This window comes from Xenorhabdus japonica (assembly GCF_900115195.1).
Classification (GTDB): Bacteria; Pseudomonadota; Gammaproteobacteria; order Enterobacterales; family Enterobacteriaceae; genus Xenorhabdus; species Xenorhabdus japonica.
In genome coordinates this window covers 134,121-159,644 of the sequence record NZ_FOVO01000001.1, presented here as the reverse complement: position 1 = coordinate 159,644, position 25,524 = coordinate 134,121, and the positions used below count along the sequence as shown (strand labels likewise).

General features: G+C 42.0%; 22 protein-coding genes and 2 pseudogenes. 14 read left to right on the top strand and 10 right to left on the bottom strand.

Annotated elements, in window-relative coordinates; translation table 11 throughout:
- Positions 1 to 5: 5 nt before the first annotated feature.
- From BM135_RS00745 to BM135_RS00735, 3 genes are read left to right on the top strand one after another with little or no spacing between them, the layout of a single operon-like run.
- Entirely contained in the window at positions 6 to 488 is a 483-nt protein-coding gene (locus tag BM135_RS00745) for a hypothetical protein (protein WP_092516914.1), read from the top strand.
- Positions 485 to 1,183: a VUT family protein gene (locus tag BM135_RS00740; protein ID WP_092516913.1), complete on the top strand. Its 699-nt coding sequence runs from the start codon at positions 485 to 487 to the stop codon at positions 1,181 to 1,183. Before BM135_RS00745 ends, BM135_RS00740 begins: the two co-directional genes overlap by 4 nt.
- A complete protein-coding gene (locus BM135_RS00735; RefSeq protein ID WP_092516911.1) occupies positions 1,180 to 1,923 on the top strand; it encodes a metallophosphoesterase family protein in 744 nt (247 codons plus the stop codon). The genes BM135_RS00740 and BM135_RS00735 overlap by 4 nt, the downstream gene beginning before the upstream one ends.
- A 75-nt stretch (positions 1,924 to 1,998) precedes the next feature.
- On the opposite strand, the gene BM135_RS00730 is transcribed toward BM135_RS00735, so the two are convergent.
- Complete coding sequence (locus tag BM135_RS00730; protein ID WP_092516909.1) at positions 1,999 to 3,210, bottom strand: DUF819 family protein; 1,212 nt, start codon at positions 3,208 to 3,210, stop codon at positions 1,999 to 2,001.
- Positions 3,211 to 3,275: 65 nt separating this feature from the next.
- Positions 3,276 to 4,025 (bottom strand): M15 family metallopeptidase, encoded by a 750-nt coding sequence (locus tag BM135_RS00725; protein ID WP_092516907.1) that lies wholly within the window; start codon positions 4,023 to 4,025, stop codon positions 3,276 to 3,278.
- A 254-nt stretch (positions 4,026 to 4,279) separates the two neighbouring features.
- On the opposite strand from BM135_RS00725, the gene pyrI reads away from it, so the two are divergent.
- From pyrI to nrdG, 4 genes are all read left to right on the top strand, one after another.
- Positions 4,280 to 4,753 carry an aspartate carbamoyltransferase regulatory subunit gene (pyrI, locus tag BM135_RS00720; protein ID WP_092516905.1) on the top strand — a complete coding sequence of 158 codons (474 nt, stop codon included), beginning with the start codon at positions 4,280 to 4,282 and terminating at the stop codon, positions 4,751 to 4,753.
- A gap of 131 nt (positions 4,754 to 4,884) precedes the next feature.
- Positions 4,885 to 5,271, top strand: coding sequence for a 2-iminobutanoate/2-iminopropanoate deaminase (ridA, locus tag BM135_RS00715; RefSeq protein ID WP_092516903.1), 387 nt, complete (start codon positions 4,885 to 4,887; stop codon positions 5,269 to 5,271).
- Positions 5,272 to 5,561: 290 nt separating this feature from the next.
- Positions 5,562 to 7,490, top strand: coding sequence for an anaerobic ribonucleoside-triphosphate reductase (nrdD, locus tag BM135_RS00710; RefSeq protein WP_422646159.1), 1,929 nt, complete (start codon positions 5,562 to 5,564; stop codon positions 7,488 to 7,490).
- Positions 7,491 to 7,494: 4 nt separating this feature from the next.
- Entirely contained in the window at positions 7,495 to 7,959 is a 465-nt protein-coding gene (gene nrdG / locus BM135_RS00705; RefSeq protein ID WP_092516998.1) for an anaerobic ribonucleoside-triphosphate reductase-activating protein, read from the top strand.
- A 46-nt stretch (positions 7,960 to 8,005) separates the two neighbouring features.
- Here nrdG and BM135_RS00700 read toward each other — a convergent pair whose 3' ends face one another.
- The gene (locus BM135_RS00700) at positions 8,006 to 8,437 is read right to left on the bottom strand and encodes a YhbP family protein (RefSeq protein WP_092516901.1); all 432 of its coding nucleotides are present in this window, start codon (positions 8,435 to 8,437) and stop codon (positions 8,006 to 8,008) included.
- A 117-nt stretch (positions 8,438 to 8,554) separates the two neighbouring features.
- Positions 8,555 to 8,806 (bottom strand): multiple stress resistance protein BhsA, encoded by a 252-nt coding sequence (bhsA, locus tag BM135_RS00695; RefSeq protein WP_092516899.1) that lies wholly within the window; start codon positions 8,804 to 8,806, stop codon positions 8,555 to 8,557.
- A 292-nt stretch (positions 8,807 to 9,098) separates the two neighbouring features.
- On the opposite strand from bhsA, the pseudogene BM135_RS00690 reads away from it, so the two are divergent.
- A pseudogene (locus BM135_RS00690) lies at positions 9,099 to 9,383 on the top strand (GIY-YIG nuclease family protein); the annotation flags it as partial.
- A 58-nt stretch (positions 9,384 to 9,441) separates the two neighbouring features.
- On the opposite strand, the gene BM135_RS00685 reads toward BM135_RS00690, so the two are convergent.
- From BM135_RS00685 to BM135_RS00675, 3 genes are all read right to left on the bottom strand, one after another.
- Positions 9,442 to 9,960, bottom strand: coding sequence for a GNAT family N-acetyltransferase (locus BM135_RS00685; RefSeq protein WP_092516892.1), 519 nt, complete (start codon positions 9,958 to 9,960; stop codon positions 9,442 to 9,444).
- Positions 9,954 to 10,328 carry a ubiquinone anaerobic biosynthesis accessory factor UbiT gene (gene ubiT, locus BM135_RS00680; RefSeq protein WP_092516884.1) on the bottom strand — a complete coding sequence of 125 codons (375 nt, stop codon included), beginning with the start codon at positions 10,326 to 10,328 and terminating at the stop codon, positions 9,954 to 9,956. The genes BM135_RS00685 and ubiT overlap by 7 nt, the downstream gene beginning before the upstream one ends.
- A gap of 348 nt (positions 10,329 to 10,676) precedes the next feature.
- Positions 10,677 to 11,870: an MFS transporter gene (locus BM135_RS00675; protein WP_092516876.1), complete on the bottom strand. Its 1,194-nt coding sequence runs from the start codon at positions 11,868 to 11,870 to the stop codon at positions 10,677 to 10,679.
- Between the two features lie 124 nt (positions 11,871 to 11,994).
- On the opposite strand from BM135_RS00675, the gene BM135_RS00670 reads away from it, so the two are divergent.
- The 6 genes and pseudogenes from BM135_RS00670 (at position 11,995) to BM135_RS16825 (ending at position 19,822) form a co-directional block, all read left to right on the top strand.
- Entirely contained in the window at positions 11,995 to 12,657 is a 663-nt protein-coding gene (locus BM135_RS00670; RefSeq protein WP_245737244.1) for a LysR family transcriptional regulator, read from the top strand.
- Positions 12,658 to 12,896: 239 nt separating this feature from the next.
- Positions 12,897 to 13,522 (top strand): annotated as a pseudogene (locus BM135_RS00665) (IS1 family transposase).
- Positions 13,523 to 13,819: 297 nt separating this feature from the next.
- A complete protein-coding gene (locus tag BM135_RS00660) occupies positions 13,820 to 16,882 on the top strand; it encodes an inverse autotransporter beta domain-containing protein (RefSeq protein WP_092516871.1) in 3,063 nt (1,020 codons plus the stop codon).
- Between the two features lie 303 nt (positions 16,883 to 17,185).
- Positions 17,186 to 18,883 carry a sensor histidine kinase gene (locus tag BM135_RS00655; protein WP_092516862.1) on the top strand — a complete coding sequence of 566 codons (1,698 nt, stop codon included), beginning with the start codon at positions 17,186 to 17,188 and terminating at the stop codon, positions 18,881 to 18,883.
- A gap of 2 nt (positions 18,884 to 18,885) precedes the next feature.
- Complete coding sequence (btsR, locus tag BM135_RS00650; protein WP_092516860.1) at positions 18,886 to 19,605, top strand: two-component system response regulator BtsR; 720 nt, start codon at positions 18,886 to 18,888, stop codon at positions 19,603 to 19,605.
- Between the two features lie 58 nt (positions 19,606 to 19,663).
- Positions 19,664 to 19,822 (top strand): hypothetical protein, encoded by a 159-nt coding sequence (locus BM135_RS16825; protein WP_175485859.1) that lies wholly within the window; start codon positions 19,664 to 19,666, stop codon positions 19,820 to 19,822.
- A gap of 287 nt (positions 19,823 to 20,109) precedes the next feature.
- Here BM135_RS16825 and BM135_RS00645 read toward each other — a convergent pair whose 3' ends face one another.
- From BM135_RS00645 to pnp, 3 genes are all read right to left on the bottom strand, one after another.
- Entirely contained in the window at positions 20,110 to 22,053 is a 1,944-nt protein-coding gene (locus tag BM135_RS00645) for a DEAD/DEAH family ATP-dependent RNA helicase (protein WP_092516858.1), read from the bottom strand.
- Positions 22,054 to 22,223: 170 nt separating this feature from the next.
- On the bottom strand, positions 22,224 to 23,108 hold the full coding sequence (gene nlpI / locus BM135_RS00640) for a lipoprotein NlpI (protein WP_092516856.1): 885 nt from the start codon (positions 23,106 to 23,108) through the stop codon (positions 22,224 to 22,226).
- Positions 23,109 to 23,288: 180 nt separating this feature from the next.
- Positions 23,289 to 25,427 carry a polyribonucleotide nucleotidyltransferase gene (gene pnp / locus BM135_RS00635; RefSeq protein ID WP_092516855.1) on the bottom strand — a complete coding sequence of 713 codons (2,139 nt, stop codon included), beginning with the start codon at positions 25,425 to 25,427 and terminating at the stop codon, positions 23,289 to 23,291.
- Positions 25,428 to 25,524 lie beyond the last annotated feature (97 nt).

Here is a 25,524-nt window from a genome sequence, read left to right as displayed (position 1 = left end):
TCATCATGAGTAAAATAATTGATTTTTTCAAAAGAACATTTAAACCTCGTTATATATATAGTTTACAAAAATTCGAGCCAATAAAAGAGAATGGATTTTATATATTGAAAGAACTAGGCACTCATACATGTATAAAAGCCACCGCAGAAGATATTTTTGATAGTGATTTATTATATAATATAAACCCTATTGATATTATATTCATAACTCGGTTTGAAGAGTATGATATGAGAGAGAAACAGAAATTCGAAATAATAGAAGAGAGAAGAGATCTTTCATTCACAATACAGAATGCTTATTCTCGCAGAGAAATAAGTGGAAAGGAATTACTAATAGATCAAAATATAGTCGATAAATTAGATCCAACAAACCTTATAAAAATAGCCTATATGTCTGGATTAAAAGACGGAAGAAAAATTTCTGATGAAATTTCAAGAACAGAAAAAATAAAATCATCTAAATCTGCGAAACTAAAGGTAATAAAGTGACACACTCTTATCCCAATAAAACAAAATTCAAATATGATTCCCTATTTGTTGCTCTATCTGTCACAATAATGGTAACTTGTGATGTTCTCGTCTATAAAACTTTAGACTTTAGTGGTTTTAAAATTACATTCAGCGGGATCTTATTCTCTTTTTATTTCCTAATATCTACAATTCAGACAGAAGTTTATGGATATCGGCAAGGCGTTAATACTGTCTGGATAATAGTTCTATGCCAATCAATTTTTGTCATGATTATCTTTGCCGCATCACATGCACAACCAGAAAACAATCAAATATCAATGAATTTTAACGCACTGTTTGGGGAATTTTGGCGAGTAATGGTGGGAACATGGACTTCTGTACCTATTTCTTATTTTATAAACGGATTCGTCATATCTTCTTTAAAAAAAGTTTTCCTTGGTCGATTTTTTTTCATCCGATATATCATTGCGTCAATGATTACGCAAGCAGCTCTTCTACTATCAGCATACCCCATAAGCCTCTCTTCAAAATATAGTTTTAATGAATTAGTGACAATAATTGTAACAACATGGTCTTATAAAGTTATCATGTCCATCATTCTTCTACCGATAGGCATCTTCTTAGCCGATAAAATAAAAAAATTAGAATCAACTGATATTTACGATTGGAATATATCATACAATCCATTTCTTTTCAGAGGTAATAAAAAATGAAAGTTATTCACTTAACAGACATACATTTGACCCAAAACCGCGATCAAAAAATGTTTAATGTAAATCCTTATGAAAATTTTGATTTTGTTTGTGATGAAATATGCAGAATAAAAACGCTCACTGAAATAGAGTTAATTATCGTATCCGGCGACATTGCAAATGATGGTGATATTGAAGCCTACAGATATTTTTTGAAAAAAATGGAATCACTAAAAACACCTTATATATCTATACTGGGTAATCATGATCTCAAGAATAAATTTGATACCGCTCTCTCAGAAGAGCAAAATAAGTATATTCTCAATTCCCGCGAGTATAAAAATAAATCCTGGCATTTTATTTCAGTCGATACTGTTGTTGAAGGTGAAGATTTTGGTTTGATATCCGACGCTAACTTAGCTGAATTAGAAAGAAAAATTATTAAAAATAGCAATGTTAATATCGCCATATTCATGCATCACCATGCTATTCCCGTAGGTACACCAATTGTAGATTGCTGCATGTTAAATAATGGCGAAGAATTATTGGCTCTTTGTGAGAAATATAAGGTTCAGTTCATCGGCAGCGGGCATGCGCATACTTCACGTGTTTGGCATCATAATACGATGACGACATGTGTTGCTCCCGCTGTTGTATTCCAATGGCTACCGGGTATAGATACCGTCAAGATATCAAAAGGCTTTGGTTTCAACATCATAGATTTTTCATCTGATGTTTCTATAACATCGTGTATTTATTAATGTTGATTCCCACTATTTTTCAAGTTGCAGTGCTGTTAGCTGCGCTTGTTCATTCCTCTATTTCATCCCGCTATTTCATCCTACAACAAAATAAACAAACGTCCCCACATAGTTACCAATCACATAACCGACTGTGCCAATCACCATTATCGGTCCGACCAAATTGATCCAACCACGGCTGATTGCCATTGCAGCCGCGGTAGTTGGCCCGCCGATATTGGCATTACACGCCAGAATGCTTTCTTCAAGGCTGAATTTAAACACTTTGCCTACAGCAAAAGTCAGGATTAAGTTGATCATCGCAACCACAAAGACGAAAGCGAATAGTAGTGGCGCATGATTGATGATGGCTTGAATGGAAGCAGGTATGCCAATCACCACAAAGAACATATAGATGGCATAAGTCCCCAATTCCTGAGTACCGTTCAGTTTGCTAAATGCCCTTCTAAATATCGAGACGATAATAAAAGTGACAGTAGTAAGCAGCAAATATTTGTCGGAAATCAGGCTGAAAACCAGCTCTTGATAAATGTTGTTTGGTTGCCCAAGCAGGCTTTTTAACCATGATGAAAGATGAAATAACAATGCGACAATAAAAATCGACCATGCCAGCGATAAGGCAATGTCTTTCAGGGCGATATTTTTTGGTTTCCAATAAGCTGCTGCCAACGGCTGCGATTTATCCAAATCAGATGCATTTTCAACCATGTCGGTATGGGGGCTGCCCCAGAATTTTCTCGCCACTCCCCAGCCGGATAAGACCATCAGGATAATAAAATAAGCTGCCATCATAAAATGATCAGCAACGATGGTCGATGCTACCATGCTTTGGGAAGTTTCCAGCTTGGCAGCCATTGCCGCAAAGTTAACACCTCCTCCTGTGTAAGAGGCGGATATCATGCCACTGATCTTATCTAATTCAGGTATGTAAGCCTTGAAAAGCCAGAAAGAAACGATCGCGCCAATCATGGTAGCAATGGAAGAAATCAGGAAAATTACCAGTAACCGCCCACTCTCTTTAAAAATGCTGTGTAAATTAGTTTTGAATAATAATAGAGGGATCGCCAATGGCAGAATGAACTCCCAAACAGCATCGTAAGCCGATGCTTCGGTAGGAATAATATGTAAATTGGAAGCAAAGACCGCAATTATCAATGCAATCACAGCTCCCGGTATTTTAGATGCCCATTTGAAATGCTGCTCAGACATTATGGCAGCAGCAACAGCAATCATAATAAAAGCCCAGAGCATTAATGAATTATCTTCTGCAATCAATGTGATTTTCATTATTTATCCTGATATTTTCAAATGAAAAATAAGATATTTATTCACTGACTCATTAAAGTATTTACTTATTGAAAGTGTGGAATTTCATCTATTGCACCATAAATGGCAGTCCGGTCTTTATAAAATGCCCACGTGGAGTTACCGTAATCAAAATGCCACCATTCAGTTGGTAAATTGGTGAACCCCACTTGCATCATGGCTTGATACAGTAATCGACGATATAACGTGGCTGGCATATTTTTTTCTGGCTCTTTTTCTAATGCTACGGTGTAGGAAAGTTCACTCACTTCATCAAACTCTGTCCCCAAAAACAATACATGACCAGATTTCATGTCGAAAAGAGTAACATCCACCGATCCTCCCGTCAGATGTGGGCTGATTTGATTTTTCCCTACAGGTGCTGGAGCGACAAATTGCCGTAATAGTTTCTGCTGTTCTTCAGCGGATAATTCAGTATATTGAGCTGCTATTTTTGCCTGGGTTTTATCTTGCAATGCCTGCTGAGTTTCCCGTGAACGCCAACCATCCAATATCAAAATTCCTAAATGGGGAGGAAGTAATTGTGATGCCATCACTAATTTTTCAGCCACGCTTTTTCTCACCATGCAATATTCAATAGTACCTTTTATTCCCGCAATATAATAAACAGGCGTTTGCTTTAATTTATCTGAATCAGTAATTTTCTCTAAAGATTCACCACCTTCATAAATAGGGATGTCATTAATTATTTCCCAATCAAAATCTTTTGTTATTGGTATTTTTTCCGCAGAATTTTTTTTCAGATCTATATTTTCAGAAGAAATAGAGAGCAACATGTTCGACCTTGCGCTGTAATATTGGAATGCAATTATTTAAATAACAATATATTTACAGGTTAGCAACGCAAGTGAAAATCATCAAATTTTATTTATTTTCTATCATTGAATTAAATCGCCTTTTAAATTAAATCATCTTTAAAATTAAAAAGTTAATCAGGTGAAATGCCAAATCGTCTGTGACAAAATAAACCGATTTCATTGACCCCCTAATATCTGGAGGAGGAATACCGAAACGGTATTCATGACACAACATGACACAAGACCATCAATTACAAGTAGAAGCTATCAAATGTGGCACAGTTATCGATCACATTCCAGCTCATGTCGGCTTTAAGCTATTGTCACTGTTCAAACTTACCGAAACAGACCAGCGCGTTACCATTGGCCTGAATCTGCCTTCCAATCATCTGGGTAAAAAAGATCTGATCAAAATTGAAAACACCTTTCTGACAGAGCAACAAGCAAACCAACTCGCTATGTATGCACCACACGCTACAATCAATAACATTGAAAATTATATTGTAGTCAAAAAGATGCCTATCAATCTGCCAGACCAGATCGACAGTATCCTTGTTTGCCCGAACAGTAATTGCATCAGCCATAATGAACCCGTCAACAGCAGCTTCCATATTACGTCAGAGAAAGATGAGAAAGATGATGTAGTGTTGCGCTGTAAGTACTGTGAGAAAGAGTTTGATCGTCAGGCCGTCATTGATAACGATTAATTCCCAGTTCAAGCAATCTACAAGTTCAAACAATTTATAAGAATGTCTTGTATCAATTGATACGGGACAGAGGATCACTATAATGGCGATCCAGGAAATTTTTCCATTTAGACGTCAAACAGGAGTTTCTAATGTCACGTTCTATCCATACCGAAAATGCACCAGCAGCAATCGGTCCTTATGTTCAGGGTGTTGATCTGGGCAGCATAGTTATCACTTCCGGTCAGATCCCTGTTGATCCAAAAACCGGTGCCATCCCTGAAGAGGTGACTGCCCAAGCCCGTCAATCTTTGGAAAACGTTAAAGCTATCATCGAACAATCTGGCTTGAAAGTGGCTGATATCGTAAAAACTACGGTATTTGTCAAAGATCTGAATGACTTTGCTGCCATGAACGCAACTTACGAAGCGTTCTTCGCTGAACACAATGCTCCGTTCCCTGCTCGTTCATGTGTTGAAGTTGCCCGTCTGCCAAAAGATGTGAAAATCGAAATCGAAGCGATCGCCGTTCGTAGCTAATTTGTCGTTCTCTCAGCCCTGATAACTCCGGTATCAGGGTTGTTAGCCCCGTCTTGTACCCCTCTTTTCCTTTCTTGATAACCTTCTCTTTCTTTGTCTCAGATCAAGTTTTTAGGTTGTATATTAGCTTAAATGATCTATATATTGTGTTTAAATAAAAACAAATAACTACATATAGTGGTTGGCACTAGTATTTATACACAAGATTATCCACATTCAAACAAAAACGAGCATTCCTGCCATTTTCGCCTGTGGATAACATATTGAGGAGCCATATCGTGAAAAGGGTTGTGACACAGCAGGATGACCACCAATTTGATGTTAGTAAAGGCAATACCTGTGAACAGGTTTCCCATGAATGGCATGATCGATTGGATCAAGAAATTCGTGGCCTAATCGAGCAAAACAATTTATCTCTGCTCAATGAAAACGCAAATAAAGACAGTAAGGTCATCCCAACCCAGCGTGATTTATTGGCGGGGATTGTCGCTCGACAATATGCCAAGCAGCATATGCTGCCGCATGATGTAGTACAGGCACATGACAAAGGCGAAATTCACTATCATGATCTGGATTACGCCCCGTTTTTTCCTATGTTCAATTGTATGCTGATCGATTTACAGGGTATGCTGACCAACGGCTTTAAAATGGGTAATGCGGAAATTGAACCGCCCAAATCCATTTCCACCGCCACTGCGGTCACCGCTCAGATCATCGCACAAGTTGCCAGCCATATTTATGGTGGCACGACCATTAATCGCATTGATGAAGTCCTCGCACCTTTTGTAAAAGCCAGTTATGACAAGCATCTGGCCATTGCCAAAGAGTGGAATATTGCAGATCAGGTAGCCTACGCAGAAGCTCGCACAGAAAAAGAGTGTTATGACGCCTTCCAGTCTCTGGAATATGAGGTCAATACGCTGCATACCGCCAATGGACAAACGCCGTTTGTCACTTTCGGTTTCGGGTTGGGAATAACAAAAGAATCCCGTCTGATTCAAATCTCAATTCTGCGCAATCGCATTGCTGGTTTGGGGAAAAATCGCAAGACTGCCGTCTTCCCCAAACTGGTTTTTACCATTCGCGATGGATTGAACCATCGGTTTGGTGATCCTCACTATGACATTAAATTATTGGCACTGGAGTGCGCCAGCAAACGCATGTATCCCGATATTCTCAATTATGATCAAGTGATCAAGGTAACAGGATCGTTTAAAACGCCAATGGGCTGCCGCAGTTTTCTCGGCGTTTATGAGGAAGACGGTCAGCAAATTCACGAAGGGCGCAATAATTTGGGTGTTATCAGCCTGAATCTGCCCCGCATTGCGCTTGAAGCCAAAGGCAATGAAGCTGATTTTTGGCAACTTTTGGATCAACGTTTGTTGCTCGCAAAAAAAGCGCTGATGACCCGAATTTCTCACCTCGAAAATACTAAGGCTCGCGTTGCCCCGATCCTCTATATGGAAGGTGCTTGTGGTGTGCGTCTGAAAGCCGATGACAATATTGACGATATTTTTAAGCAAGGCCGGGCTTCTATCTCGTTGGGCTATATCGGCCTTCATGAAACGATAAACGCGTTATATGGTCATCACATTCATCTCTTTGATGATAAACAGCGCCAACAAAAAGCCATTTCCATTGTAAAACACTTACGTAAGGCCGTCGATCAATGGAAACTGAAAACGGGCTATGGGTTTAGTTTGTACAGTACGCCAAGCGAAAATTTATGCGACCGCTTCTGCCGTTTGGATGCCGCTGAATTTGGAGTAATCCAAGGTGTCACCGATAAGGGCTATTATACCAACAGCTTCCATTTGGATGTGGAGAAGAAAGTCAATCCCTACGATAAACTGGACTTTGAAGCCTCCTATCCACCATTAGCAAACGGCGGATTTATTTGCTATGGCGAATATCCCAACCTGCAACATAATTTGAAAGCGCTGGAAGATGTCTGGGATTACAGCTATTCACGCGTGCCTTACTATGGCACCAATACCCCAATTGATGAGTGCTACCAATGCGGTTTTACCGGAGAGTTTACCTGTACCAGTAAAGGGTTCACTTGTCCCCAATGTGGCAATCATGATTCAGCCCATGTTTCAGTTATTCGCCGTGTTTGTGGTTACCTCGGCAGCCCGGATGCCCGCCCATTCAACGCAGGTAAGCAGGAAGAAGTGAAACGCCGCGTGAAACATCTCGGCAATGGACAAGTCGGTTAATGCCATGAATTATCATCAATATTATCCGGTTGATGTGGTGAATGGCCCAGGAACCCGTTGTACGCTGTTCGTATCAGGTTGCTTGCATCAATGCCGTGGCTGCTACAACCAAAGCACGTGGCGAGCCGATTCGGGCCAGCCTTTTACGCAGGCAATTGAAGATCAGATCATCACTGACCTGAAAGATATCCGAATTAAACGGCAGGGTTTGTCATTATCTGGCGGCGATCCTCTGCATCCTCATAATGTTCCCCGCGTGTTGCAGCTGGTTAAACGCGTACGAGCAGAATGTCCAGATAAGGATATCTGGCTATGGACAGGCTATATCCTCAATGAATTAAGTGACGTCCAACAAGAGGTGATCAGTTATATCCATGTTGTGGTGGATGGGAAGTTTGAACAAGCGCTGTATGATCCTTCGTTAATCTGGCGAGGCAGCCATAATCAGATCATTCATTATTTAAGATAGAGAATGACTTAAGATAGAAAATTCCCTTAGTGATCAGGCAGCGGCATTAACGCTGCCAATGCAATTTTTTGCCAAAACCGAGGGTGTTATTCACCATTTTGATTTCATTTATATTGAGCTGCCAGATTGGGGATTTGGCTGTGAGGGCGATAGGAAAACGGCGGCAATAACGTGTTCTGGCGATACTTTCGGCTTCACCTGTCAACGGAATAACTTCACCACGAAACTGAACACCTTTGATTTGCGCGATGTTGCGTGTTTGACCAGCAACAGTACCTGCAACGATAGGATTGTTTTGCATCATCTGACCGTGGCGGGTATCTGATTCAGTCATAAACCAGAATGCCATGCTATCAGTATCAAAGACATAAAAGCAGCTAGCGCACCATAAATCTTGAGCTGAAAAAGTACAAAGCGTGAATACATGTTGCTTGGCGAGATATTGACGAATAATTAAAATTTCTTTAGTTAAATTCATATATTTCCATACCGTTATTTTATTCAAATACTAACAGAACACGACTGAATTTCTATCCAGTTACATGTTCTGTATTTGACTAAATAAACCAAGAGATTTGTATAGAAACACTATAAATTATTTATAAATTTCGGCAACTCCGCTGAGTTGGTTCTGACCCGTTGCAGAAATAACGCGGAAATATGTCGCGCCAGCTTTTTCAGCTTTTTTGGATAACTCTGCGGTCAGACTATCTAGTGTAGCTGCACCGTTAACTGAAACGACACCAATTTTATCTCCCTTAGCAACTTGAACTTCAGTAGCCGCAAAAGAACCGAATGAAACCGCACATAATGCTAAAACTGCGACGATATTTTTTACATTTTTCATATTTTGCTTCTCTGCTAATTTTAAAAACAGGATGAACACCTCGTATTTGTGAGCATGTTATACGCTTGTTCAGAATATGATAATTAGCAATTCCTGCTATAATCTTTCAATTTATTTGAATAAAAAATACTGCTACTCGTTGATAAATGACATATAATCCAAACAAATTCATTAGGTTATGTTAACAAAACATCAAAAAACTAACTTAGAATCACGCTGATAATTATGTTTATAACTGAAACATAAATTAATTTCATATAGAAACCAAATTGTTGAAATTATTAAAAAAATAATGAATATTAAAGTATCTAACTGGTATATCTACCTGATCAGAACACGGGACGGGTTACTATATACTGGCATTACCACAAATATATCCCGTCGATTTACGCAACATGCGGCTGGAAAAGGCGCAAAATTCCTGAGAGGAAAAGATCCCTTGACGTTGGTTTATCAAAGTTCGGTCAGAGATAAGGGAATGGCACTGAAAGTGGAATATCGCGTGAAAAAACTGAGTAAACAGCAAAAAGAAAGGCTGGTTATTGACCAGCCTCTATGCATAACGACTTATTTAATAAAAATCGGTTTATCTGAGAAGCTTTTCACTCAATCAAAGAGTTCAGCAAAAAAAGCAATCACTCAGATAATGACCACAGGCTATCAAAATGGGCAGGATAAGTAACCAGTCCATGACAATCCCCCTGTGAAATATCAGCCAAAGTGTGGATCAGGAAGTAATCTTCGCAATCAGGCCACTGGCAATACAATTGATATTCACTGGCAAGTTTAAAGCCCAAACGTTGGTAGTATTCAGAATCCCCAAGCACCACAACCGCTCCATAGCCAAACTCATTCAGACTATCCAGCCCTTCATAAATCAATTTTTCACCAAGCCCATGACAATGGTGTTGTTCTGCCACCGCTAATAGTGCCAAACCAACCCATTGGTGATCTTCACCATTAATATCAACAGGCGCAAAACCGGCATAGCCAATCACATGGCCTTCATCGTCGGTCGCAACAATACCTAGTGTCAACAAACCATCTTCTCTTAGCTGGTGAATTAACTCAGCTTCTACCGATGTTTCAAAAGATTGGCGCAGCAAACGATCAATCCCCATAGCATCGACAGGAATTTCGACCCTGATTAACATGACGATAACGCGCGATCGTTCTGATCTACGCCCTCTTTCTGTCCCGCTTTGATAAATTCAGCCAGACGCAATAAACCAAAGCGAAAAATGAGTGGTATAGATTCCAGTTCGATAGAATCCATTAGATTTTTCACGTGTAGTCCCAATTCGGTATTTCCTTCAACTTGTAAATGACGCTGAAAAAACAATGCATCAGGATCTTCCTTACGGGCAGCGATAAGGATGAAATTGTTGAATATCTCTTGAAATTGCCAACCAAGAAACTGTTCCAGCACCTGACACTGTAAGACAAAAGAAGTTGCTTTTAATGGAGAGCGCAGTAATGCAAGCCCTTGATTTATTAAATGGGAGTGAATTTTATCTAACACAGCTCAGACTCCTTCTCGTACAAAGTGACGCGTATTCTGCCAAAATCCTGCTGTATTTCCCGATCATATATCAAGAATCGATAATAAATCCCTAATCACAAAACGTCTACAGGGCAAATATCGGCAAAAGCTATTTTTGCGGGGCTTATATCCATAGTCATTGTGATGGAAACCTTCGGACATGTTTTCTAAAGCAGCTAAACCACACAAGCTGACGCTTTGGAAGTTATCGTTTCTTCCAAAGCGTCAGCTTCTTCCGGTAACAGAAAATCTTATAATTTAATAAAGTAGGCGTTTTTTTTGCGCCTCAATTGAAGCCGCCCTTGTATACAGTGATCGACAGGATAATTATGGTGGGTTAGAGATTGAACGTTGTTCACGCATGGATGGAATAACCATTTGCCATACAAGGACAACAATAGCCAGTACACCAATTCCTGCACCTACCCACGTCAGTATTTCTAACCCCCATCCTCGTACCGTAGTACCACCAATCACAGAACCCAGAACTACCCCAGCATTAAAAGCCGCGATATTCATGCCAGAAGCTATATCCATTGTATATGGTGTGTGCCGCTCCGCTAACATGAGTATCCTTGACTGCAACGGTGGAATTGCCCCATAAGTTGCCAATCCAAGTAAAGCCGTCAAACCAATCATCAGTACAGAATTGGTAAGACTGAAACTCATTGCTGCAAGTACAACTGCAATACCGACAAGAAGGATAAGTGAGGCAAGATCCATTCCTTGTCGATCTGTCAATCGCCCCCCCCAAACCGTACCAACAGCGGCTCCAATACCGTAAGCAAGCAATACTCCACTGGCGGCTTCAACACTCACTCCTGTAATCGTCAATAATATAGGGGTAATAAATGTGTACAGGGCAAATGAAGCGGTATAGGAAAACATCGGAACGCTTGCACCTGCCAGTAAACGTCGATCAAAAAGGATGATAAGATGGCGCCAGCTAGCAGAGACCTTCATAGCCTGCTCTCCAGCATCTTTTGGCATTTTGAATCCAATCCCAATCATTCCAACCAACCCACAAACAGCGATAATTAAAAATATGATATGCCAATTTAGTATACTACCCAGCCAAGTTCCTATAGGAACGCCTAAGGACATGGCAATAGTGACACCTCCGAATACCCAAGCGAGGGCAGTTCCAGCGCGTTCAGATGGAACCAGTCGAGTCGCAACACCTGAAGCCACAGCAAAAAAAACGCCATGTGCCAGACCAGATAATAAACGTGCCACTAAAAGAATAACCAAATTTGCTGATGCGGCTGCTATTAGATTTCCAAGAGTAAATGCCAACATTGCGGTAAGAAGTAAGCGTTTTCTCGACCAATTAGATGCCAGTGCTGTCAAGATGAGAGCCCCAATTACAACACCTAATGCATAGGCTGTTACTGTTAACCCAATACTGGTTACATCTACACCAAGATCTACTGACATCACAGATATCAATCCAATAGTAATGAACTCTGTAAACCCTATCGCAAATGCACAAAGCGAAAATATATATATCACGAATGGCATTGAAAACTCTCCTTATACGCTAAAAATGCATCAATCTGAATTCAAAATGAGTGATAAGTATCATTCTTCCATTTAGTGCAATAAATATCCATAATGGATAAAAACTTATGATAGGGTGTAATCAATGGTATTGCGTAACCTTGAAGACTTAAGTGTATTTATCAGAATCATCGACACAGGCAGTTTCACTGCTGCTGCTCGGACTTTGGGTCTATCTCCTACAACTGTCAGTAAGCAAATTGCACGCCTGGAAAAAAACCTTGGAATCGTTCTCTTTGTACGAAGTACACGCTCATTACGCATTACACTTGAAGGCAAATTAATCGCTGAAAAAGTAAGAGCTGCATTAACACTGGTGGAAGAAGCGGCTGAAATTGCCAAGGATGGAAATGAATCTCTTACGGGTTTGATTAGACTTACCGCGCCAGTGCCGCTTGGTCAGACTTATGTAATAGAAGCAATTGCAGAGTTTAGAAAAAAATATCCATCAGTAGGATTCATCTTACATTTGACGGACAAAGTTGTTGATCTTTATAAGGCTGAGATGGATTTAGCTATTAGAGTCGCAAATTTAACTGATTCACGTTTAATTGCCAGACGATTAACAGAGAACAAACGAATTTTAGTAGCCTCACCTGATTACCTTAAACTACATGGTGAACCTCAGTATCCAGAAGAACTCGTTAACCATAATTGCCTGCTTTTTTCCGCCTCTGGAAATAAAAGTACAACAAACTCATCCAGATCTTGCCGGAATGGCAAGAAGAGACCTCTCCAATTAATATAGTAAGGGCTGGGAAACGGCTGGCTCCACAGCGTATCAAAAGTTTTATTGAGTTCCTTACCAAAGAGTGGAGAATTCCCCCTTGGGATAAATAACCGAACAAGTCAGTAAAATTAACATCATCCCGACTTGTTCCTGTCATATTACAAAATACTTTGAATGACGCCACCATCAACACGTAACGGGTCATATATTAAATGGTTAGTTGTTGTAATATGCTTCCGGCTTTTTAAGGGGGAAGCATGGCCAAAGTTGACGTCTATTGCCGTTATTGTCATAAATCAGAACATGTCCTACTGTAAGGTTTTTCAGTTGGAATACACCTACCAAGCCTGCAAACCCAGCATGAAAGAGCAGATTGTCGACATGGCAATGAATAACGGGGGAATTCGTGACACCGCTCGAGTCCTGAAAGTCGCCACAGCCACCGTTATGAAAATGTTAAAAACCTCACGCCCCGAAACGTAACGATACTGCCCCTTAATGGAAATAACATTCAGCTTGTCTGTGAGCAAGGGTCATTTGTGGGGAACAAAAAAATCAACGTTGGCTTTGGTATGCTTGGGAACCCTGCCTGAAACGAGTAGTGGCTCATGCTTTTGGCGATCGCAGTAGAAAAACGTTAGACAAGCTACTTGCTCTCTTATCGCCCTTTAATATTCGGTTTTACTGCACGGATGATTATATTGTTTATGACACCCTTCCCGAGGAAGAGCACCTGACTGGAAAGACGTTTACTCAGCGTATAGAGAGAACGAATTTAACCCAGCGTACTCGAGTCAAAAGACTGAATAGAAAAACGATCAGTTATTCAAAATCCGAAGAAATTCACGATAAGGTGATAGGGACTTTTATTGATAATGATTGATAACGAAAGTTATATTGATTAATAATTAATTTTATGATGGAATAAAAAACCTTATAAACACAAAATACTAGATCAATAATCTAGAAGTTAACTATAAATTAGAATTTGTTAACTATTTTTTAATATCTCAAATCAGGTAATACCGTGTTGTCATTCTTTTATTTCGTCACTATCTGGCGTTTTTCTCCCTGATTACACGACTCATGGCAAGTAGTAAATAGAAAGTAATATCCTGAAATGGATAAGTTTACTGCTAGCTATCACCTGATGTTTTTTTATTGTTACAGGTTTATAGCTATGAACAAAAAATCCGATAAGCCGTGGCTACTGAATCAGCAAGAGTTGTTGAAACGTGTAGCTTGGGTGAACATTATCACTCAACTTGTGCTTCCCATTGCTGGTACATTCACTCCCGCTATCGCTCCTGCCAAAATACACTCAACTTTTCAAAATGAAAAATGGGCTTTACCAACAGAGCATTATGTCCTGAAATCAGGGGAAACAGTCAATTCTGTCGCCAAACGTTATGGCTTAACCGTCTCTGACTTAAGAAAAATCAACCAGCTACGTATTTTTAATAAGTCTTTTACCGCACTCGGAGTTGGTAGTGAGATTGATGTCCCAAAACCTCGAAACAATAAACTTCTTCCCTTTAATTATTATTCATTACAACAGTCTTCATTAGATAAGGCTCCGATTACTGTAGAAAAGGCCTCGATTACAGATAATACAGACGAAAACTCTAGGCGTCTGGCTGAAGTTTCCTCTCGAATTGGCCAATTGCTGGGCAGTGACGACATTAAAAATAATGCGGTAAGTCAATTAAACAATCTGGCAATGGGAGAAGCCAGTCAGCAAATCCAAAATTGGTTGGGACGCTACGGCACCGCTCGTGTGCAGGCTAATATGGATAGTCATGGTCATTTGAATAACAGTCAGTTTGATATGTTGTTGCCACTGTATGATACCCCTCATCAGCTGGCTTTTACACAATTCGGCCTGCGCCATATTGATAAACGTAACACCATCAATATCGGATTTGGACAACGTCAGTTTTTTGACAATTGGATGCTGGGTTACAACGCTTTCTTCGACCACGATATCACTGGTGATAATAGCCGACTTGGCCTTGGTGCAGAATATGCCCGCAATTACCTTAAATTGTCTACGAACGGCTATTTTCGTTTAAGTAATTGGAAAGAATCGCACCTTCTGACCAATTATGATGAGCGCCCCGCGAATGGATTCGACCTGAAAATACAAGGCTATTGGCCTTATTTACCACAACTCGGTGGTAAGTTGATGTATGAACAATACTTCGGAGATGAAGTTGGGCTAATAAATAAAGACCATCGCAAAAAAGATCCTTCCGCCTTCACTATCGGGATTAATTATACTCCTATCCCATTACTGACTTTCGGTATTGACCGTAAACAAAATATGTCCGGTAGCGGGGATACTCAGTTCAACATGGAGCTGAATTATGCAATAGGCACACCGTGGTCAAAACAAATTGATCCGGATACAGTAGCGTCTAAACGTACCCTGCAAGGCAGTCGCTATGATTTGGTTGATCGCAATAATCAAATCGTTCTTGAATACCGCAAACGTGAAGTGATCTCTCTGGCGATGGATAATCAGGTTATCGGTCATGCGGGTGAGATCAAGCCTCTCCGTATCAGTGTCAACAGCAAGTATGGGTTTAACTATATCCAATGGGATGCCACAAGGCTGCGTGCCAATGGCGGGCAGATCAAACGCAAGGGTGACCTTAGCTATCTGCTGACCCTGCCAAAATACCAATCTCAAGGCAATAATATCTATACAGTAGGAGCCATTGCTTATGATAAGCGTGGTAATGCCTCCAAACGAGTAGAAACTCAGGTACAAGTCCTCCCAGAGAGAATCAATAATGGCAAATCAACCTTTACCACAAAAGATACAGAACTGCTGGCTGATGGTCATTCCACCACAATCCTGACGCTAACTTTAAAAAACAAAGATAACCATCCCGTCAGCGGTATTGCTTCAGATATCAAATTGCTCACCAATGTATTAAGTGGGGAAGGCAGCGATCCAAAGATCGCAACAATGAAAGAAACGCAACCGGGTGTTTATCAATCTCTGCTTACTGCCGGTAAAAAGACGGGGATCCTGAAAGTTACGCCGGAAGTGTATGGAATAACTATCAATCCCGTAGAAATCACATTCGTGCATCCCGATGCACCAATTGTCAAAAATTTGACCATAACCGGTAAGTTAGTTATGGGGCAAAAACTGAGAGCAACCTATATTTTTTACGCTAATCACGGCGATACAGCGGATAAATCCCGTTATGTGTGGGGTAACAAAGGCAATATTGATATTAGCAAGGGTAATACGATTACTGATTCCGGCAAGATCCCTGACTATACACTGACACAATCAGATGCAGGTACAGTGAAAGCACTTGCTGTGCAGGCACAAAACGGGCTTGGCCTCATTGGGAATACCCAAATCGTTGATAGCAGCATGGGAAGTGAGCAAGGCAATCATACACTTGATGGTGGCAGAGGTGGCACAGTCAGAGGACTCGCCGACAAAATCACGATTACGATGAGTTCCAATAAAGTTAAAAAAGGTGAACCAATCACCCTGAAAATCAAAACGCTGAATCATGGGAAATTCGTCCGAAATGTAGCTGTAAATCTTAAAGCCATCAAAGCGCTAAGCCGCCAGAATCAGTCTCAGAAGATTTCGATATTGCTCAATGGTAAATTAGGCATGTATCAGGATTTCAGTGATAACCAAGGTATTCTGCCCGTCGCCTTGACCGATCCGAACGGACTTGGGGTGAAAACAATACTGTCTGCCAAAGCAGATGGCAGCGCGGCGCCTGAATCAGAAGATGTTATTTTCACTGTGATTACCAGCCCAGACGTGCCAGATGCAAACTTTTGGGGGCATATGGCTGAAACTATAACTCTAAATGGAGTCACTTTTAGACGACCGCTATTACAAGTAGAAGCAGAAAAAGGCTATAGGGTAGGAAAGGCCACACATTTTGAGCATGGTGAATTATGGCATCGCCGTAACAATAAAGGGGCATTATCATATTGTCAGAGCATAATGCACGCAAAACTACCGACAAAAGATGAGTTGATCAACCTGAGTCAAGTCTATGCGGGTAAAATACAAGATATGTTTGGCTGGCCAGACGGTCGCGCCTATCGTTCTTCAACGCCGGGAACAGACCCAAATGGAGAACAGGGACAAAAAGATAAAAGACCAGTATCCGGATATTATTCGATAACCATCGATCGCTACAATCCACATGTCATCTCAGATAATACCTTCGATTACGTTAGCTGCACGAACTAATACCATTCATTTCTTAGCAAAAAATCCGTCCTGATAAGGGGCGGATCATCCTGCCTGTATTTATATCCCCTTCATCTTTCGAATTACTTTTTGTTGACTACGTTCATTCAATCGTCACATAGAAAGCTATGGCTTACCATTTTAATGACACCACCTCAAGGCAACTTGAAATCTCGTGAGAATAAATACGTGCTTCTACCGAAGTTTCTTGACTATATAAAAGTCTATTGACGACATGAAATTCAACCTTTGATAATGCTACTTTAAATTTATTCATCGTTATTAATCTCACAATGAAAATATATGTACGAATTTAACCTCGTGTTGTTATTACTTCAGCAGATGTGTGTCTATTTGGTGACCGCCTGGCTGCTAAGTAAAACACCTCTGTTTGTTCCCCTGCTGCAAGTCACCATTCGCTTACCACATAAATTGATGTGTTACGTTATTTTTTCTATTTTTTGCATTATGGGGACGTACTTCGGGCTGAATGTTAATGACTCCATTGCCAATACCCGTGCTATCGGTGCTGTCTTGGGCGGGCTGTTCGGTGGCCCCTCAGTAGGGGCAATGGTAGGCTTCACTGGAGGTCTGCATCGCTATTCTCTCGGAGGGATGACTGCGTTCAGTTGTATGGTATCCACCATTGTGGAAGGCGTTCTTGGTGGCCTTGTCCATATTTACCTGATGAAACGAGGCCAGATTAATAAGTTGCTGAACCCGTGGACGGCGGCTATTGTCACTTTCTTTGCTGAATGCATCCAGATGGGGATCATCCTGCTTCTTACCAATCCTTTTGGGGATGCACTGAATTTGGTGAAAGATATCGCTGCTCCTATGATCATCGCCAATAGTGTAGGAGCGGCCATGTTTATCCGTATCTTATTGGACAGACGTGCTATTTTCGAAAAATACAACAACGCTTTTTCTGCCCAAGCCTTAAAAATTGCTGTCTGTACAGAGGGAATTTTGCATAAAGGATTCAATGAAGATAATAGTATGCGTGTAGCAAAAGTTATCTATCAGGAGTTGGAGGTCAGTGCTGTCGCGATTACAGACAGAGAAAAGTTACTGGCGTTTATCGGCACCGGTTCAGATCACCATTTACCCGGTACTCCTATTGCTGCCGAACAGTCTCATCGTGCTATTCAGAATAATGAAGTCGTGTATGCCGATGGCAATAAAACACCTTATTGCTGTTCCCTCAGCCCAACCTGCAAACTCGGCTCCGCATTGGTTATCCCTTTGCGTGGAGAAAACCAGCAGGTCATTGGTACTATCAAACTTTACGAAGCCAAGAATCGTTTATTCAGTTCTATTAATCGCACATTAGGCGAGGGTATTGCCAGTCTGCTCTCAGCCCAAATTCTTGCCGGACAATATGAACGGAATAAGCAATCGTTACTGCAATCAGAAATAAAGCTCCTTCACGCGCAAGTGAATCCTCACTTTTTATTTAATGCCTTAAATACGTTACAAGCGGTCATTCGTCGGGATAGCCAGCAGGCAGGCCAGCTTGTACAGTATCTTTCAACATTTTTCCGTAAGAATTTGAAACGGTCTGAAGACATCGCCACATTGGAGAATGAAATAGAGCATGTGAATGCTTACTTACAAATTGAGAAAGCACGCTTCCGTGAACGTCTTCAGATTGCTATAGAGATACCCGAAGCGCTGCGCTACGCAAAATTACCCGCATTTTCTCTGCAACCTATGGTAGAAAATGCCATCAAACATGGTACGTCACAGTTATTAGATACAGGACAAATTACGATCCGTGCCTATCAGGATATTAATCTGCTGCGAGTAGAAATTGAAGACAATGCAGGACTTTATCACCCTGAACAGAGGGGGGATGGACTTGGGATGAGTCTGGTAGATAAACGTCTGCGTCTTCGCTATGGTGAGCACTACGGCGTGCATGTTGAATACCAGCCAGAAGCATTTACCCGTATTATTTTATGTTTACCGTTGGAAAAAGGGGCTGACAAAGCGGCGTAAGTATGAATGTATTGATTGTTGATGATGAGCCTCTGGCACGTGAGAACCTACGTTGTCTGCTAGAAGAGGAAAAGGATATTCAAATCATTGGAGAATGTGCCAATGCAGTGGAAGCAATCGGTGCTATCCATCGTCTGAAACCCGATGTTGTTTTCCTTGATATTCAAATGCCCCGCATTACTGGGCTTGAAATGGTAGGAATGCTCGATCCTGAGCATCGCCCTTATATTGTCTTTTTGACCGCTTTTGATGAGTATGCGGTGCAAGCCTTTGAAGAGCACGCTTTCGATTATTTGTTAAAGCCGCTGGAAAAAAAGCGTTTGAGTAAAACTTTGCAACGGCTGCGTTCCGGTTATCAAAAACAGAATTTGGCAGATCTGCAACGCGAAGATGAGCAACTGAAATACATTCCCTGTACTGGGCATAGCCGAATCTGGTTGATTCCATTGGGCGATGTACTATATGTCACTTCCCGACTAAGTGGTGTATATGTCATGAGCGCCAACGGACAGGAAGGCTTTACCGAGTTGACTCTGCGTACTCTGGAAACCCGTACTTCACTGACTCGTTGCCATCGCCAGTATCTCATCAATATGATCCATTTGCGGGAAATTGTTTTTGTCGAAAGCGGACAGGCAGAACTGGTTCTGAGCAATGATAAACGTATTCCCGTGAGTCGTCGTTATCTGAAACCCCTAAAAGAAGAATTGGGGTTAAATTAATCATCGCTTAGGGCATAATCTCCTGATCCTACAGAAAAAATAAACAAAGGAGATGCCCTTGGCGGATTTTTATCTCAAAATTAAGACAAATAGAATGATCCTGAAAAACCTCAATAATCAGAAAGAGGTGGAGATTGAGGGAAATTTCAGTACATCACGTTTACTTATCGGTGAGTTTTATGATGCAGAATTTCAGTTACGCACACTGCTTCATTAGCATGGCTTTTTGAAAAGAATTAAGCAGATTTTTGAGTGTAAACACCGTGTACTAACTCATCCATTGGAGCAAAGCCGAGTTAAACAAATGTATCGCCAAGAAAGCAGCCTAAATTCAATTCTAATTTCATAAGACATAATCTCATGTCATAAATAACCATATGCTATAAATAGAAAAAGCCCTTTCTTCTTACAGAGAAAGGGCTTTATTCAATCTATCATTGCGATATTTTCAACGCAATGAATCAAGCAAGTCAATCAGACGTTCGTATGTATTTATACGTTATCTTATACGTTGCCATTGCTTTGACGGCGACGAGATGCACCACCATCACCATTGGAGTCATCGTTGCTACGACCGCGGAAAGAATTACGCTCACCACCACGACGTTCGTTGTTAAAACGGCGACCACCATTATTATTGCTATTATTGCCGAAACCCTCACGGTCACGACGTGGGCCATTGCCACCGTTGCCGCCGTTACCATTGCGGCCACCACCACGACGCTCACGGCGTTCAAATGGTTGCGCATCGCCCAACAGCTGCATGTTCAGTGGTTTGTTCAAAATACGGGTACGGGTGAAGTGAGACAGTAATTCACCTGGCATCCCTTTTGGCAGCTCAATCGTGGAATGTGTCGCAAACAGTTTGATATTGCCGATGTAACGGCTGCTGATATCACCTTCGTTTGCAATTGCGCCCACTATATGGCGAACTTCAACACCATCATCACGACCCACATCAATGCGATACAGTTCCATGTCACCCACGTCACGACGTTCACGACGAGGATGATCACCTCTGTCACCTCTGTCATTTCGGTCACCCCGGTCACGCTCACCAAAACCGTTGCCATTACGACGACGGTCATCACGCTCGTTGAATTCACGACGAGGACGACGCACTGGGTCTGGTGGCAGAATAAGTGGGCGCTCACCCTGTGCCATTTTCAGTAAGCCTGCTGCCAGTGTTTCCATATCCAGTTCATCACCAGTGCCCAGCTTAGACAGCAATGAGCGGTATTGATCCAGATCGCTGCTTTCCAATTGTTGCTGAACATTAGCGGCAAATTTCTCCAGACGACGCTGACTCAGAAGTTCTGCGTTCGGCAGTTCAACTTCTGGGATTGTCAGTTTCATGGTGCGTTCAATGTTACGCAGCAAACGACGCTCACGGTTTTCAACAAACAACAGGGCACGGCCTGCACGGCCTGCACGACCAGTACGACCGATACGGTGTACATAAGATTCTGCATCCATTGGGATGTCGTAGTTAACAACCAAACTAATGCGTTCAACATCCAGACCACGAGCAGCTACATCAGTCGCAATCAGAATGTCCAAACGACCATTTTTCAAGCGCTCAAGCGTTTGTTCGCGCAAAGCCTGGTTCATGTCACCATTCAGTGCAGCAGAGTTGTAACCGTTGCGCTCCAGAGTTTCTGCCACTTCCAACGTTGCATTTTTGGTACGCACGAAAATAATCGCAGCATCAAAATCTTCTGCTTCAAGGAAACGTACCAGTGCTTCATTTTTGCGCACGCCGTAAACAGACCAATAGCTCTGGCTGATGTCAGGGCGGTTGGTGACATTGCTCTGAATACGAACTTCTTGTGGGTTATTCATGAAGCGACGGGTAATGCGGCGAATCGCTTCAGGCATCGTTGCTGAGAACAGAGCTGTCTGGTGTTCAGCAGGGATCTGGCTCATGATGTTTTCAACATCTTCGATAAAGCCCATACGCAACATTTCGTCGGCTTCATCCAGTACCAAACCTTTCAGATTGGACAGATCCAATGTTCCACGTTTCAAGTGATCTAACAGACGGCCAGGCGTTCCCACCACAACTTGTGGCCCTTGACGCAATGCACGTAATTGGACGTCGTAACGCTGCCCACCGTAAAGTGCAACAACATTCACATTGCGCATATGTTTAGAGAACTCTGAACACGCTTCAGCAACCTGTACCGCCAGTTCACGGGTTGGTGCTAACACAAGGATCTGTGGAGCTTTAAGTTCAGCATCAATGTTATGCAGTAAAGGCAAGCTGAATGCCGCAGTTTTACCACTACCCGTCTGTGCCATGCCCAGCACGTCACAGCCGTTCAGCAGGTGAGGAATACATTGTTGTTGGATAGGAGAAGGCTTTTCATAGCCCAACCCTTCCAGTGCAGAAAGAATAGGAGTTGATAAACCTAAATCAGCAAAAGAGATTTCAGTCTCAGTGGTCATGTAATGGTGCCTTATTAATCGTGGCGGCCAGTCTACATAACACAGTGAAAAGAATTTCTATCATTTTCATTTAAAATGTGAACTGGCTCAAATTATGTTATTAAACGAACAAACAAGCCCCCACCTCTAAAGATGTGGACTTTAAAATCTGTCGTGAATATGTTCGTCAGCTATTGTTGGTTCGATTCCGATAAGTCATCTTGTTTTTGGCCTAATAACGCCAATTCCAACAATGCGTAGCGGTGCTCAACAAAGTGATGGACATTGTTAGCTACCGTCAGCTTGAATAACGCAGTTGCGCTATCCTCATCCCCCAGACTTAGGTAATGTTTACCTAAATAGAAGTCAGTTTCACTGAGATGCTCAGCGAGCGAAGTGTTATCCGTTGAGTTCTGTTTTAATCGCTCCATCAGTGTTTTTTCACTGATTTTGCCCAAATAGAATTCAACGATATTCCAGCCCCATAGCCCCCGGTTCGCTTTGTCAAAATGGTACGACAAATTCGTCATTGCAACCTTAGAGTCAATTTTTTCTTCCACAAGGTACAACCACAACGAACGGATGGGATCATTCGGATTGTCTTGATAAAACGCCTGCAGATCATCCTGCGCCAATCGATAACGGCCACCGTAATACAGTGAAATGCCGCGATTCATTCGCGCGTAATTGTAAGTTGGATCAAGTTCTAAAACAGAATCAAACGCTTCATAGGCAGAATCAAAATTGCCTGCCTGCGTAAAATAAATTCCTAGATAATTAAAAATATCAGGAATATCAGGACGGATAGACAAAGCCACTGAAAAATCATTCTGTGCCAGTGCCCTCAGCCCAAGGCTATCATACAGCACACCTCGTTCATATAAAAGCTGTGCATACTCATCTTCCGTAAGAGACCGACTCGCAAGTATTTGTTCCATACGAGCCAGGATAACCTCTTGTTGCAATGCTGGCTGTAATGGAATAGCAATAACTTCATTTTTACGCCACCCATTGCTGCTACATCCCACAAGAAGAAAAATAGCCGCAACATAACACCAGCGCAGAAAAGAATTCATTTCCCACTCCCGAAGTCAGACATTAATCAGAATGCCCTGTTACTCCACCCACATTGTATGTTTCAGGCTTCCTGCCCAAAATTAACTTTCTCTCATATTTCAAGTTACTGTAAACACCAACTCGAAATCTATTGAGATAAACGGCGCCCTTTTTACAGGATGCCGCTCTTTACGTCAAATTTATTCTACTGATGATTCTGTTGACTGTTGTGCTTCATCAGTCGTGATCAGGGCTTCTTTCATGCTCAGGCGGACACGACCCTGGCGGTCAATTTCCAACACTTTCACAGGAACTTCTTGCCCGATTTGCAAGTAATCAGTGACTTTCTCTACACGTTTGTCCGCGATCTGAGAAATATGTACCAGCCCTTCTTTACCGCCACCAATGGCAACAAATGCACCAAAATCAACAATACGGGTAACTTTACCAGTATAAATACGACCAACTTCAACTTCAGCAGTGATTTCTTCAATACGACTGATGGCATGACGTGCTTTATCACTGTCAGTCGCCGCAATCTTGACTGTACCATCATCTTCGATTTCAATGGTGGTGCCTGTTTCTTCTGTCAATGCGCGGATCACGGAACCACCTTTACCAATCACATCTTTGATTTTGTCTGGATTGATCTTGATAGTGTGAATACGTGGTGCAAATTCAGAAATATCATTGCGTGGACTCTGAATTGCCTGCTCCATGACATTAAGGATGTGCAAACGGGCACCTTTAGCCTGATTCAAAGCAATCTGCATGATTTCACGGGTAATGCCTTCGATTTTGATGTCCATTTGCAATGCGCTGACACCATCACGGCTACCTGCAACTTTAAAGTCCATGTCGCCCAGATGATCTTCGTCACCCAGAATGTCAGACAGAACAACAAAGCTATCCCCTTCTTTCACCAGACCCATTGCGATACCTGCAACGGCAGCCTTGATTGGCACGCCAGCATCCATCAGTGCCAATGAAGCACCACAGACAGAAGCCATAGAAGAAGAACCGTTGGATTCAGTTATTTCAGAAACTACACGAACGGTATATGGGAATTCGTTGATGCTTGGCATTACAGCCAATACGCCACGTTTCGCCAGACGACCGTGACCAATTTCACGACGTTTTGGTGAACCGACCATGCCAGTTTCGCCTACAGAGTATGGAGGGAAGTTATAATGGAACAGGAAGCGATCTGTACGCTCACCCATCAGTTCATCAATAACTTGAGCATCACGCTCTGTACCCAGTGTCGCAGCAACCAGTGCCTGAGTTTCACCACGGGTGAACAGAGATGAACCATGAGTACGTGGCAGCACGCCTGTGCGAACGTCCAGAGCACGAACCATGTCTTTTTCACGACCATCAATACGAGGCTCACCACGCAGGACACGACCACGAACAACGTTTTTCTCCAGAACAGACAGAACTTCAAGAATTTCTGCTTCTTCCAGTTCAATGCCTTTTTCCGCAGATTCTGCCAGAATAACCGCAGAAACTTCTTCTTTGATAATATCAACCTGAGCGTAACGTTCCTGCTTCTCAGTAATACGATAAGCATCACCCAGGCGGCTTTCAGCCAGTTCCGCAACGCGATCGTGCAGAGACTGATTGATAGGCTCTGGTGACCAATCCCACTTCTCTTTGCCCGCTTCAGCGACCAATGCATTAATATTATCAATCACAATCTGTTGTTGCTCGTGACCAAATACAACCGCACCCAACATTTGTTCTTCAGTCAGCAGATCCGCTTCAGATTCTACCATCAGTACCGCACCTTCAGTACCTGCAACGACCAGATCCAGACGACTGTTTTTCAGCTCATCACTGGTTGGGTTCAGTACGTACTGATCATTGACGTAGCCAACACGCGCAGCACCAATTGGGCCATTGAATGGGATACCAGACAATGCCAATACAGCAGAAGAACCAATCATGGCAACAATATCAGGATTTACTTGTGGGTTAACAGAAACGACTGTCGCGATGATTTGAACTTCATTCAGGAAACCTTCTGGGAACAGAGGGCGCAGAGGACGGTCGATAAGACGGGCAACTAACGTTTCACCTTCTCCCGGACGACCTTCGCGACGGAAGAAACTTCCCGGAATACGACCAGCAGCGTAAGTACGCTCCTGATAGTTAACAGTCAGAGGGAAAAAATCCTGACCTGCTTTGACTTTCTTTTGACCTACGACGGTTACAAATACCGCTGTGTCATCCATACTTACCATAACGGCTGCTGTCGCCTGACGAGCCATCATGCCGGTTTCGATGGTCACAGTGTGTTGACCATACTGGAATTTACGAACAATCGGATTCAGCAAAATAATGTTCCTTTATTAGTGTTGTCGTTTTAACAGAACGAAAACAATGGATTTTCTCTTCTTGCTACACCCTCACGACTAATGACAGTGCTCAATC